At 40.9% G+C, this 12899-nt stretch carries 10 protein-coding genes, 1 pseudogene and 1 other annotated feature; of the genes and pseudogenes, 6 read left to right on the forward strand and 5 right to left on the reverse strand.

Going from position 1 to position 12899, the window contains the following annotated elements; all coding sequences use genetic code 11:
• Positions 1-84 precede the first annotated feature (84 nt).
• The 5 genes and pseudogenes from ytxJ to motS all read left to right on the forward strand — a co-directional run bounded on the left by ytxJ (position 85) and on the right by motS (position 4749).
• Positions 85-429, forward strand: coding sequence for a bacillithiol system redox-active protein YtxJ (ytxJ, locus tag MUO15_RS20520; RefSeq protein WP_245032315.1), 345 nt, complete (start codon positions 85-87; stop codon positions 427-429).
• A 332-nt stretch (positions 430-761) separates the two neighbouring features.
• Positions 762-1823 (forward strand): bifunctional 3-deoxy-7-phosphoheptulonate synthase/chorismate mutase, encoded by a 1062-nt coding sequence (locus tag MUO15_RS20525; RefSeq protein WP_245032317.1) that lies wholly within the window; start codon positions 762-764, stop codon positions 1821-1823.
• A 291-nt stretch (positions 1824-2114) separates the two neighbouring features.
• The gene (gene ccpA / locus MUO15_RS20530) at positions 2115-3116 is read left to right on the forward strand and encodes a catabolite control protein A (RefSeq protein ID WP_245032319.1); all 1002 of its coding nucleotides are present in this window, start codon (positions 2115-2117) and stop codon (positions 3114-3116) included.
• Between the two features lie 49 nt (positions 3117-3165).
• Positions 3166-3995 (forward strand): annotated as a pseudogene (gene motP, locus MUO15_RS20535) (flagellar motor protein MotP).
• Positions 3985-4749, forward strand: coding sequence for a flagellar motor protein MotS (motS, locus tag MUO15_RS20540; protein WP_245032321.1), 765 nt, complete (start codon positions 3985-3987; stop codon positions 4747-4749). The pseudogene motP and the gene motS overlap by 11 nt, the downstream one beginning before the upstream one ends.
• A gap of 28 nt (positions 4750-4777) precedes the next feature.
• Here motS and MUO15_RS20545 read toward each other — a convergent pair whose 3' ends face one another.
• From MUO15_RS20545 to MUO15_RS20560, 4 genes are all read right to left on the reverse strand, one after another.
• The gene (locus tag MUO15_RS20545) at positions 4778-5953 is read right to left on the reverse strand and encodes an acetoin utilization protein AcuC (protein WP_245036119.1); all 1176 of its coding nucleotides are present in this window, start codon (positions 5951-5953) and stop codon (positions 4778-4780) included.
• On the reverse strand, positions 5950-6597 hold the full coding sequence (locus MUO15_RS20550; protein WP_245032323.1) for an acetoin utilization AcuB family protein: 648 nt from the start codon (positions 6595-6597) through the stop codon (positions 5950-5952). Before MUO15_RS20550 ends, MUO15_RS20545 begins: the two co-directional genes overlap by 4 nt.
• 1 nt (position 6598) lies before the next feature.
• Positions 6599-7249 (reverse strand): GNAT family N-acetyltransferase, encoded by a 651-nt coding sequence (locus tag MUO15_RS20555; protein WP_245032325.1) that lies wholly within the window; start codon positions 7247-7249, stop codon positions 6599-6601.
• A 118-nt stretch (positions 7250-7367) separates the two neighbouring features.
• Positions 7368-10439: a transglycosylase domain-containing protein gene (locus MUO15_RS20560; RefSeq protein ID WP_245032327.1), complete on the reverse strand. Its 3072-nt coding sequence runs from the start codon at positions 10437-10439 to the stop codon at positions 7368-7370.
• A 126-nt stretch (positions 10440-10565) separates the two neighbouring features.
• Positions 10566-10771 (forward strand) — a binding site (T-box leader).
• 57 nt (positions 10772-10828) lie between these two features.
• Here MUO15_RS20560 and tyrS point away from each other — a divergent pair.
• Positions 10829-12097, forward strand: coding sequence for a tyrosine--tRNA ligase (gene tyrS / locus MUO15_RS20565; protein WP_245032329.1), 1269 nt, complete (start codon positions 10829-10831; stop codon positions 12095-12097).
• A 182-nt stretch (positions 12098-12279) separates the two neighbouring features.
• Here tyrS and rpsD read toward each other — a convergent pair whose 3' ends face one another.
• Positions 12280-12882: a 30S ribosomal protein S4 gene (gene rpsD, locus MUO15_RS20570; protein ID WP_245032331.1), complete on the reverse strand. Its 603-nt coding sequence runs from the start codon at positions 12880-12882 to the stop codon at positions 12280-12282.
• Between the last annotated feature and the right edge of the window lie 17 nt (positions 12883-12899).

Genomic DNA, 12899 nt, shown 5'->3' on the forward strand with positions numbered 1-12899 from the left:
ATGGATGTGTAGACTTTTTAACAGCCTGTAACTTCTGAACTCAGTCGAACATCAATTGGAACTTACAAGAAGGAGAGATAGTTTATGGAGATTAAACTTATCGAAACAAAAGAGCAATTTGACGATGTTATTGAAAATAGTGAAAAATTCTTTTTGTTCAAACATAGTTTAACCTGTCCAATCAGTGCTTCAGCAAAAGAGGAATTTGAAAAATACAGTCAAGAATCTGTAATCCCTTGTTATATGATTCATGTACAAGATGCTAGAAAGTTAAGTAATACAATTGTTCAAGACTTTGCTGTTAAACACGAGTCTCCACAAGCGTTGTTATTTAATGGTAAATCTGTAGGTTGGCATGAAAGCCATCAGAACATCACAAATGCTTCGTTATCTAAAGCCGTTGAATATGCAGGGGATGACCTTCCTTAGTGCTAGGTTGGGAAATTAAAAATATTAGACTACATGAGTTTGTCGTAACAGTGCAAAGCACACAGACAGACACGAAAGGCTAGTTAATTGACTGCGGGCCATAGGACGTTCTGAACTTAGTCGAACTTCTCCTTACGTATCTGTGGGGCAATTGCGCTTATGTTCTATACTATTGACTTATTTTAGGCAATAAAAGAAATCTTTTTAACTAATTCTTAATGAAAGCCCTTTCTAAGGGTGACAACTTTCATAAAATTCGCTATAATTAACCCTAATTATCTAAAGAATTAATTTCATTTACAGGAAACTAAACAATCATAGGGGGACTAATCATGAGTAACCAGCAATTGGACCAGTTACGTAGTCAGCTGGAAGAGGTAAACTTGCAGCTTTTGAATTTAATAAACAAACGCGGTGAACTGGTAAAGGATATTGGTCAAATCAAAGAAAAACAAGGAATGAACAGATTTGATCCAGTACGGGAAAGAGTCATGTTTGATCAAATATCGCAGCATAATGATGGACCTTTTGAGGATTCGACGGTTATTCATTTGTTTAAGGAGATCTTTAAAGCCGGTCTTGAGCTTCAACAGGATGATCATAGAAAAGCGTTATTAGTTTCTCGTAAGAAAAAACCTGAAGACACGGTCATTGATATAAAAGGGGAAAAGATCGGTGACGGCAACCGCCACTTTATTATGGGACCATGTGCAGTAGAAAGCTACGAGCAAGTGTCGACCGTTGCCGAAGCTGTTAAAAAGCAGGGTCTGAAGCTTTTAAGAGGTGGGGCATTTAAGCCGAGAACTTCGCCTTATGACTTCCAGGGCTTAGGAATAGAAGGTTTACAAATATTAAAGCAGGCTGCTGACGAACATGATTTAGCAGTAATAAGCGAAATTGTTAATCCGGCTGATATTGAACAGGCAGTCGACTACCTTGATGTGATTCAAATCGGAGCGAGAAACATGCAAAACTTTGAATTGTTGAAGGAAGCAGGATCAGTGAATAAGCCTGTCCTCTTAAAACGTGGCATGTCGGCAACGATTTCAGAATTCATCAATGCTGCAGAATATATTATTTCCAGAGGGAACGGTAATATTATTCTATGTGAACGTGGAATTAGAACATATGAGAAGGCCACTAGAAATACACTCGATATTTCTAGTGTCCCTATTTTGAAACAGGAAACCCATCTGCCGGTAATGGTTGATGTCACCCATTCAACAGGGAGAAGAGATCTTCTTTTACCAGCAGCAAAAGCAGCGCTTGCTATTGGAGCAGATGGAGTTATGGCAGAAGTTCATCCAGACCCGGCTGTAGCATTGTCAGATTCCGCACAGCAGATGGATATTCCAACCTTTGAATCATTTATGGATGAGCTTAAAAAGTTCTGAATATTAGAATATCCCGTTTTGCAAAATCAATTGAAGAGAACCTAATAAAGGTGGACGACATGACATTGAGTGAAGCAAAACGCAATAATTTATGAATTTTTTCTGTCTCTTATATAAGTCAGGCTGAATTTCCAGCCTGACTTATTTTTTGTTATCATGTTATCCGTTATAATAGTTAGGGTAACCTAGAACTATCAACAGTTCCCGCGAACATTGCGGAAGATGATCAACTATCGTATGATAATTTTATGAGTAAGTGCTTTAGTTGTAATCGACGGAGGAGGAAGTAATATGAATGTAACAATATATGATGTAGCAAGAGAAGCTAATGTCTCGATGGCAACGGTGTCACGAGTAGTAAATGGAAATCCAAATGTAAAGCCTGCCACAAGGAAAAAGGTGAACGATGCGATTGAACGCCTTGGTTACCGGCCAAACGCCGTAGCACGAGGGCTAGCTAGTAAAAAAACGACCACAGTAGGCGTTATCATCCCGGATATTTCAAGTATCTTCTTTGCCGAATTAGCACGAGGAATTGAAGATATCGCAACGATGTACAATTACAATATTATTCTAAGTAACTCCGATCAGAATAAAGATAAGGAACTTCATTTAATTAATGCGATGCTTGGCAAACAAGTGGATGGTCTTGTATTTATGGGAGGGAAAATTACCGATGATCACGTGCGTGAGTTTAAAAATGCGTCTGTGCCTATAGCCCTTGCAGCTACTGTTGATGAGACAGGAGAAACGCCAGCAGTTAATATTAATTATGAGCAAGCGGCTTATGAAGCTGTAGAGTTACTACTCTCGCATAATAATGAACGGGTTGCTTATGTGTCAGGTGCTGAAAACACAGAAATAAATAATCAGAAGCTAGAAGGATATAAGCGGGCATTAAGCGACCATAATCAAAACGTTAGTGAAGAACTGATTATCACCGGGGATTATTCTTATGATTCCGGAATCGAAGCATTTGAACAGCTTTGGGAGTTGCCTGAAAAGCCAAGTGCCGTTTTTGTTGCAGCTGATGAAATGGCTTTGGGTGTAATTCATGGTGCACAAGACCAAGGGCTAAAGGTTCCAGAGGATATAGAAGTGTTCGGCTTCGACAATACGCGTCTTGCGACAATGGTTCGGCCTACATTGTCTACTGTTGTACAACCCATGTATGATATTGGTGCTGTAGCCATGCGTTTACTTACGAAGTTTATGAATAAAGAAGAAGTAGAAGAGCAAAATGTCACGCTACCTCACAGAATTATTGAGAGAAACTCAACACAATCAAAATAATGCCGATATAAATACTAAATGGTATTTGAAAAATCGGGGAGAGAGATGAATGAACAAGCGGGATTTGTTGACTCCAATTGGTATCACCCTCGGTATTGTCATGGTTATGTTTGGGATCATGTCGAGCGCAGGTATGGACGGAATCGCCACCTTTGCTGATGCCGCATCTATTTTAATTGTCGTTGGCGGACTTTTTGCTGCCCTTATGGTTAATTTTAACTTAGCTGAGATTAAACTGACTTTTCGTGTCTTAAAGGAATCGTTCAAGCAACGTGATATGAACTTACTTGAGCTGATCCAGTTATTCGTTCGATTTTCAGAACGTGCACGAAGAGAAGGTTTGCTTGCGCTTGAAACAGAACTTGAAGAAGTGGACGACCCCTTTATAAGAAAGGGGGTCTTCCTTGCTGTAGACGGTGTGGAGCCGGAAGTTATTAACGACATTATGACTGCAGAGATTGTTGCTGTTGAAGAACGACATCAAAGGGGAAGAACAATTATTGAAAAAGCGGGGAGTATGCCCCAGCGTGGGGAATGATTGGCACATTAATTGGGCTTGTTCTAATGCTGCAGACATTAAGCAGCCCTGAAACTTTGGGCCCGAAAATGGCCGTTGCCCTTTTGACCACTCTTTATGGTACACTGCTTTCCAATCTTGTCTTTATTCCTATGGCTGGGAAGCTTGCGAATAAAACAGAACAGGAAATTTTCATAAAGCAATTGATTATTGAAGGTGTCATAGGTGTTCAATCAGGTCAAAACCCTAGAATTCTTGAGGAGAAATTAAGTGCTTTTCTATCAGAAGAAGATAAAAGGGTATCTGAAGCACCTGTAGATTCAGAGGGAAGCGGATTACAGGGTACAGCAAATGAAGTTTAGACAACGAAAAAAGGTAGAGAATAAAGGTTCCCCAAGGTGGATGACAACATATGCGGACATGATCACACTTATTCTTGTGTTTTTTATCCTATTGTTTTCGATGTCGCAAATCAATTTAGTCAAATTTGATTCTATTGCTGAATCGTTTCGCAATAGAATGGTCTTTGATTTTCAACCCTCTCCTGTCGAAAGTAACTATCCTGCAGAGCATGCAAAAATGCAAGAAAATGGTGAAATGAATAATGAATTTGAAGAGCCTGTTGATAAACCTCAGAATATGGCTGAACCATCCGACTTGGATGAGCTTTTTAAAGAGGTAAATCAATATCTTGAAACCAATCAGCTTCAGAACACCATTTCAGCCATGAGAACTGATCTTGGCGTAGTGCTGGTCTTACAGGAACAATTGTTATTTGAGACTGGTGAAGCGGCAATCCTCGAATCTGGTAAACCTTTTCTTAGTAAAGTAGGGACATTGCTTACTAATATACCAAACTATGTGAAGGTGGAAGGACATACGGATAATCGGCCCATTTCCACCTTTAAATATCCTTCAAATTGGGAACTCTCAGGAGCACGTGCAAGCAGTGTGATTCGGTACTTAACTTCAACAATAGAAGGACTTGGGCAAAGCCGTTTTAGTGCTGTGGCTTATGCTGATACTCGTCCTATTGTATCAAATAATTCACCAGAGAATTGGAGTAAAAACCGTAGAGTTGAAATTGTGATTATTGATCCTAAATCCCCCTCATAAAAAGGAGACCTGGGAAAAGGTCTCCTTTTTATGAAGATGAATTATACTTTTTTTGATTATAAATAAACTGCATGGATTTTTCTAATACTTTTAGATTTTTTTCAGTAATCTCTTGTTTTCTAGGTATGTCTTGATAGGAACCTTCAGGGTCATTCCAATTCGTTGGAAGTCTAACTGGTGACTTAGGCTGCCAGTAGTTTCTCCATGATGAAGATAAAGGACCTTCAAAAGGTGTCCCTGTTGACATGATCTTCCAAACTTGTGCCCATGCTCTCGGCACAACACGCCAAATATCATAGCCGCCCCCACCGAGAGCTACCCATCTTCCTTCACAGTATTCATGAGCGAGTTGATGTGCGATCATCGGAATTCTTTCGTACAATTTCATTGTCGAACAAAGGTGTGTTAATGGATCAAGAAAGTGGGCATCTGCCCCATTTTGGGTAATAATGATATCTGGTTTAAAGTACTCGACAATTTGCCTGAAAGCGTATTCATATAGGTGTATAAATGATTCATCTTCAGTAAAAGCATCGATAGGCAAGTTAAAGGAATATCCATATCCTTCCTTCAGGCCTCTTTCATTCACATTACCTGTCCCCGGAAATAAGTAACGTCCGGTTTCATGAATGGAGAAGGTACATACATTCGGGTCGTCATAAAAAGCCCATTGGACCCCGTCGCCATGGTGAGCATCCGTATCCACATATAAAACCTTGTAATCAGTATGCTCACGAATGTATTTAATTCCTACAGCTCCGTCATTATAAATACAAAATCCGGACGCTTTCCGTTCGAAGCCATGATGAAGCCCACCACCTAAATTCAATGAATGTTTTACTTTTCCTTGTAAAACAGAATCAATGGCGGCGAGTGTGCTTCCAACAAGTAGTGAAGAGGCTTCATGCATCCCCGTAAACATCGGAGTGTCTTCTGTCCCGATTCCATATTCAAGACCTTCACTTTCCGTAAGCAACCCTTCACCGCCACGCTTGACTGCATCAATGTATTTAGGATTATGCACAAGTCTTAACTCTTGATCAGTAGCCAAACGAGGAGGAGTAATATCATCGCTTGTAAGGGCCTGTTCTTTTTCAAGTAAATCTTTCGTCAAAATCACGCGTTGTTGATTAAACGGATGATCATCTCGGAAGCGATAACGTGTAAAATCATCTGAAAATACAAAGCTTGAATGACAGATCATGGTGACATCCCCGGTAAATGAGGCCATAGAACTTCATATCCCTCTGCTTTTAAATCTTCTATTGTAGGGAGAGGGTTCATGGTTTGAATTCGTATGACAATAATCTTGTAGTCTGAATCTGGTTTATAAGGATAGATTAAAACAGAGCTAATATTCAATTTACGTTTTCCGAAAACTTGCGTGACTTGGGGGAGAATCCCAGGTCTATTAATGACCTTCACTTCAATTTGTGAGCTTTGTACATTTGTTCCGGTAAGCTGGATTAGTGTATAAAGCATGTCTTTTTCTGTAATGATGCCGACAAGTTCATCATTTCTAGTAACAGGTACACAGGCAATTTCTTGCTCGTAAAAGATCCCGGCCACTTCCTCAACAAAATCCAGAGGGTGGACGGTAGTAACAGGTGTTGTCATAATCGACTCAATAGGATTTTTAAGCTGTCCTGGTTGTTCAGGAGCATCAAATATTGAAGGACTAGCATCCCGTACATCTCGATCAGAAACAATTCCAACCACACAGTTTTGTTGATCCACTATTGGAATATGACGAATGTGATGTTCATTTAACAGTTTTAATGCCGTTTCGATCCCATCGTTAGGCGATAGTGTGATGACGTCTTTATTCATTATCTCTTCAACTAACATGTTATTCGCCCCTTGCTTTTCGGTATTGATGACGGGTGAGAAACCGTAGATGATCGAACTGATCTATAGAGGAGGCAGGAACGTTTTCACCGATTCTCACCATTAAACAGTTTGCCGGATGGGAAATGATTTCGGGGTCATCTGTTGGGGAGGGGGTTAATCCGCCGGCAAACATCATTTTTTCCATCACTTTTCGATAATCCCATATCGAAAGACGTGTTCCTTTAAGATCCCAATGCCAATAATACTCATTAGAGATAATGATATAGTTCTCCATATATCCATCCATCATTGAAATCTGGAGCAGACGTGACCCTACACGGAAGCCGCGAAACTGTGGGATCACTTCAATTGCACCAAGCTCAATAAGATCTTCCATGTTGCCTTCAGACCATCGTTCTAAAGGGTCTGGGTGAAGATACGTAACGTAACCGATGATATTATCTTTATGTCTAGCGACAACAATCCTTCCTTCCTCAAAGTCAGCAATACTTTGTAATGCTTCAAATTGTTTGACTGGAGGACGAAACGCATGCAATCCTTCATCAAATGTATATTTAGCCAGTTGTTCGGATGACAGAGGCCCCTCGATGATAAGAGGTCCAAATTGTGTATCAAAAGTTTCAGAGTGATAGGTCTTTGTATGTCTCATTACATCACCACCTAGTGTGAAAATTCTGTATCTACTCACATTATACATGAATGTTTGTTATTTTAAATGTTCAAAGATAAGAAAACTCCAGCCCCTAAAAAGAGGCTGGAGTTAGTGATTACTGTTCGTCGGCATTTGGTTCTGAATCATCATTGTTCACGTTGTCTTGATTACCTGTGTTACCTGCATTACCTTCATTTGGTTGTTCAGTTTCAGTATTAGAACTTTCCTCACTACCGGCTTGGGTTTCGTTATCATCAGCCGAGCTAGCTTCTGGAGATGCCTCAGGGTTTTCTGGGTCTGCTGACTCAGAGGACCCTGAGACGGGTTCTTCGGTTTCTGCTTCGGAATCTGAGGATGGCTCTGACTCCTCTTCAGGTTTAGGTTTAGGATCTTCCTCTGGTTCTGGCTTCGGTTCTGGGTCAGCTTTACCGGGTTTACCAACTTTTACAGTTGATGAATTACCAGACGATTGGCCGAAGTAGTCTACAGCTCGTACGGCATAGATCCCATCACCGCCAGAGAAGTTAAAGGAAGTTTCCGTCGTATTTCCTATTAATGTAAATGATCCACCAGGCTCAGATGCCTTATACACTCTATAACCAACGACATCGTTACTAGAAGAGGCAGACCAGGATATCACTGATGAGTTTGCTGAAACTGATCCGGGAGCTGCGGGGCTGTTCCCATCATTTTCGATCGATGATGTGGATAACGATCCGGATGAAGGGAGAGCAACATTGTTCCATGCCCCTCTGTTTGGAATTAAATAGTTCAAAGTTGATTGCGAGTCATAATTGTTTTCTTTGATAAATTCAGGACTTAGTGTTACACCGCCGCCATCAATGATGAATTCATTCGGTGTATTTGCTCCAGCAGTAACTAAATTACTCTTCACTCTAACAAACTCACCGCTAATCAGACTATCATCAACTTTTGTAGGAGCGTATTCCGCAATATAGAGGTCGCTTTGCGCGAGCCCTACGGATGAACATAAATCAGAGGCTAGTAAACCAGAAGTAGCACAGTAGGAACGTGAAACAATTCCTTCTGGACGCTGGAAACCACTGTCTGGAACCATGAGCTCTGGTCGGATTTCCGATACGGCATTAACTACATCAGCCCACAGTGCTGTATTTCTTCCACTATAATTTGAAACACCTCGTAAACTTGCTTCTTCATCATACCCCATCCACATGCTTACTGTAACGTTAGGGTTAGTAGCGACAAACCATGTATCTTTATACTTTTGTGATGTACCTGTCTTGCCAGCCCAGTCGACACCAGGGTACGTAAGCTGTCCTTTTAATCCGGCTGCCGTTCCATATTCTAATACATCGCGCAGCATATCGATTGTGAGATATGCGGCTTGCGGACTAAACACTTCAGTTGTTTCTGATTCATGCTGATAAAAAGTTTCGCCATCTTGTGTCTCAATTTTTTCGATCATATACGCATCGACGAAATTCCCCATATTACCAAATGTGGCATAGGCATTGGTGTTTTCTTCATTGGTCACAAGAGCTGTGCCAAGGGCTAAAGAAGCGTTAGTATAATCATCTTCACCGAATGTTGTGAAGCCCATTTTCTCTAAATAATTTTTAGCTGGATTTTCATCAATGATTCGCATATATCCTTTAACAGCAGGGACGTTATAAGACTTCGCTAACGCGTAACGCGCTGATACAAGTCCATGATATCCTCCACCGTAGTTCCCTACGTTATCGCTAGTGCCCCTGTATTGATAAGGAACGTCTGCAAATACGGAGCCGGGATGAATACGTCCCATGTCGATCCCTGGCCCATAAACGGCCAACGGTTTCATTGTACTTCCGTTAGAACGAAGTGACTGTGTAGCGTGGTTTAGCTGTTGGGTTTCAAAGTCACGACCTGCAATAAAGCCCTTAATTTTACCTGTAGAATTTTCAATAACGGTACTTCCTACTTGTGCAGGAATCACTGTTTGGACGGGTTCCCCTGTTTCAGAGTCCGGTACTGTTACAGTCTTATTCCGAGGGTATCGGTTGTAATTGTTCTTCACTTCCTTAAGAGCGTCAAAAATCTCTTGATCTATCGTTGTATGAATCTTGAATCCGCCAGTACTTAAACGACGCTCTGCTAGCACATTATACTCTTCCGCCAGTGCTTCATCGTTCGCCACATCTTCCATTGTGTGACCATTCTCTTTAGCCAATTGCTCGACAATTATATCTTTTGCGCGTCTATGAATCTCATTTGTTAAGAATGGATACTTCTCTAGTGAAGTACTAGTTGGTTCTGCTAGATTTTCTGCTAGATTGAAGTCCAGTGCCTTCTCATATTGTTCTTTCGTAATGTATTCAGCTTCATACATCCTTTCAAGAACTTCCTTCATTCTGTTCATTCCAGGTTGAAGGGCATCGGTGCTTTTTGGTTCACCATTATTTTTAAATGGTGTATAAGCAAACGGGCTTTGGGGAAGTCCCGCGATAAAAGCGGCTTGAGGAATAGATAATTCCTTTGCACTCACGCCGAATATACCCTCGGCTGCAGTTTGAACACCTGCTATGTTTTGACCGTTCGCATTTCGGCCAAAGGGAACAATGTTTAAGTATGCTTCTAAGATTTCTTCTTTTTCAAAAAAGCGTTCTACTCTTAATGCGATTAACATTTCCTTTGCTTTACGCTCAAATGACACTTCATTTGTAAGGATTTGGTTTTTAACAAGCTGCTGTGTTAACGTACTACCACCGGTTTTAACGGCAGCATTGGTTACTTCTTGCATGACGGCTCGCATAACGGCTTTAGGTACGACACCGTTATGTGTGTTGAAATAAGCATCTTCTGTGGCGATAACGGCATGCCGCAGGTGTTTACTCATTTGGTCAAGCGTCACTTCTTCTCTGTATAGATCTGACTGTATTTTTCCTAAGAAATTTTCATCATCAAAATAAATTTCAGATGTTTCCTCGTAGTTATAAATACTTTCTCGCATTTCGGCTTCACTTCTCATAGGCTCGTCCTTAACGAGTGATGCGAAGTAACCGGCTCCGACTCCGCCAGCGAAAAATAGTCCAACTACACCAAGAATGATGAAAAATAATATGATATTCCAGGTCACATCATAACCTATGCGGGTACTTTTTTGAATTACTCCTTTTTCCCAAAGAGACTTAAGAGATTTAAAATCAAATTTTTTATTCTTCCCCATATATAAAAACCCTCCTAAATTCCAAACTATATTATAACACATCCGCTATTTAAGAGACATAACTCAACAGCAATTTATCATTGCCTTTTTGCACAGGTTATGATAATAATGGAATACAGTTAAAATATTCGTGTGATGAATGGCTGAAGTAAAAAGTAGATCACTAATCCAGAGAGCTGACGGTTGCTGGGAGTCAGCATACATTTACTTTTGAATTACGGTCGGGAGCAATCTTCTGGCAAGACCAGAAGACGGTTGAATAAACCGTTATCAGTGAGAGTGGCATGTCATGTGCAACAAGGGTGGTACCGCGAAAAGACCTCGTCCCTTTTTTGGGGAAGAGGTCTTTTTTTGTTTTAAAAATTCGGCAAACTAAGGAGTGTTCAGGATTGGATATCTTAACAGATTTAGAAAAGCGTGGTTTAATTAATCAAATTACTGACGAAGAAGGATTAAGAAAGCATTTAAATGAAAAGCAAGTGACACTGTACTGTGGGTTTGATCCGACCGGGGACAGTCTACACATCGGTCATCTAGTACCAGCGTTATTGTTGAAACGATTCCAGGAGGCTGGACATCGTCCAATCGCACTTGTCGGTGGCGGTACGGGGATGATAGGAGATCCAAGCGGGCGGTCTACGGAGCGACAGCTTAATTCGGCTGAAGTGGTGCTTGGATACAGTGAAAAACTTAGCAATCAACTAGCTAAGCTGCTTAATTTTGATGAAGGTGAAAATGCTGCTGTCGCTAGAAACAATCATGAGTGGCTATCGCAAATGACAGTCATTGATTTCTTGCGGGATACTGGAAAACACTTCGGCATAAATTACATGCTGGCTAAAGATTCTGTGGAGTCCCGGATCGAAAGCGGCATAAGTTTTACAGAATTCAGCTATATGATTTTACAAGCGCTCGATTTCCAACAGTTAAATGCGAAAGAAAGTTGTACCCTGCAAATTGGGGGCAGTGATCAGTGGGGCAATATTACCGCCGGTCTTGAATACATTCGTAGGTCAGCAGCTGGAGAGAAAGAAGTCGAAGCTTACGGGTTAACAATGCCGTTAATTACAAAAGCGGATGGTTCAAAATTTGGGAAAACTGCTGGCGGAGCGATTTGGCTAGATCCTGAGAAAACAACACCGTACGAGTTTTACCAGTTTTGGATTAATGCGGATGACCGTGATGTTATTCAATTCTTGAAGTACTTCACATTCTTGAGTCACGAAGATATTGCTGAACTTGAGAAGGAAGTGGAGGCCCAGCCAGAAAAACGGATGGCTCAACGACGTCTGGCTGAAGAAATGACTCGCCTTATCCATGACGAGGAGGCATTAAAACAAGCTGAACGAATTAGTGAAGCTTTATTTAGCGGAGATATTAAGGCTCTTTCAGGAAATGAGATAGAACAGGGCTTTAAAGATGTACCCGCCTATCATTCTGAAGAAAAACAACCAGCATTAATTGAACTATTGGTTACAGCTGGCATTTCTTCATCCAAACGCCAGGCGCGGGAAGATATTAATAATGGAGCGATCTATATAAATGGAGATAGAAATCAGGATTTAAAGCATATAATTAATGAAACGGATCGTATTGAAGATCAATTTACAATCATCCGCAGAGGTAAGAAGAAATACTTTTTAATTCGATATGTTTAAAAACAAAAGAGTCTCTTTCTGAGGCTCTTTTTGTCTTTAAGGATGAAGAGGAATTTCTAGCTTATAACCATTTCCTTCCACCTCAGGTCATCCAAATTTTGAATGACCTGAGGTGGGAATAATTTCCAATACCTTTCAAAATAAAAACCACCCTAGTTAAGGGTGGTTTCTTAAAGGAGCTATTAACGAGAGTAGAACTCAACGATAAGAGCTTCGTTAATCTCAGCTGGAAGTTCAGAACGCTCAGGGTAACGAGAGTAAGTACCTTCTTGCTTGTCAGCATCGAACGTAAGATACTCTGGTACGAAGTTGTTCACTTCAACAGCTTCCTGTACGATATCTAGGTTTTGTGATTTCTCACGAAGACCAATCACTTGACCTGGTGCTACGCGGTAAGATGGAATATCTACGCGTCCGCCATCAACAGTCACATGACCGTGGTTAACTAGCTGACGAGCTTGTGGGCGCGTACGAGCTAGACCAAGACGGTAAACAAGGTTGTCTAAACGAGATTCAAGAAGAATCATGAAGTTCTCACCGTGAATCCCTTTCATGTTCCCGCCTTCTTCGAACATGCGACGGAATTGACGCTCAGTTAGGCCATACATGAAACGAAGCTTCTGCTTCTCTTGAAGCTGAAGTCCATATTCAGACTGTTTTCTACGTTGATTTGGACCATGCTGTCCAGGTGCGTAAGGACGTTTGTCTAGTTCCTTACCAGTTCCACTTAAAGAAATGCCATAACGACGTGATTTTTTCCAGGTTGATCCTGTATAACGTGCCATTGGTATTTCCCCCTCTT

Source organism: Halobacillus amylolyticus (assembly GCF_022921115.1).
GTDB classification, from domain to species: domain Bacteria; phylum Bacillota; class Bacilli; order Bacillales; family Halobacillaceae; genus Halobacillus_A; species Halobacillus_A amylolyticus.

What these genes read in the sequence shown, in the direction of transcription:
- ytxJ (WP_245032315.1), top strand. Translation starts at nt 85, where the DNA reads ATGGAGATTAAACTTATCGAAACAAAAGAGCAATTTGACGATGTTATT.
- MUO15_RS20525 (WP_245032317.1), top strand. Translation starts at nt 762, where the DNA reads ATGAGTAACCAGCAATTGGACCAGTTACGTAGTCAGCTGGAAGAGGTA.
- ccpA (WP_245032319.1), top strand. Translation starts at nt 2,115, where the DNA reads ATGAATGTAACAATATATGATGTAGCAAGAGAAGCTAATGTCTCGATG.
- motS (WP_245032321.1), top strand. Translation starts at nt 3,985, where the DNA reads ATGAAGTTTAGACAACGAAAAAAGGTAGAGAATAAAGGTTCCCCAAGG.
- MUO15_RS20545 (WP_245036119.1), bottom strand. Translation starts at nt 5,953, where the DNA reads ATGATCTGTCATTCAAGCTTTGTATTTTCAGATGATTTTACACGTTAT.
- MUO15_RS20550 (WP_245032323.1), bottom strand. Translation starts at nt 6,597, where the DNA reads ATGTTAGTTGAAGAGATAATGAATAAAGACGTCATCACACTATCGCCT.
- MUO15_RS20555 (WP_245032325.1), bottom strand. Translation starts at nt 7,249, where the DNA reads ATGAGACATACAAAGACCTATCACTCTGAAACTTTTGATACACAATTT.
- MUO15_RS20560 (WP_245032327.1), bottom strand. Translation starts at nt 10,439, where the DNA reads ATGGGGAAGAATAAAAAATTTGATTTTAAATCTCTTAAGTCTCTTTGG.
- rpsD (WP_245032331.1), bottom strand. Translation starts at nt 12,882, where the DNA reads ATGGCACGTTATACAGGATCAACCTGGAAAAAATCACGTCGTTATGGC.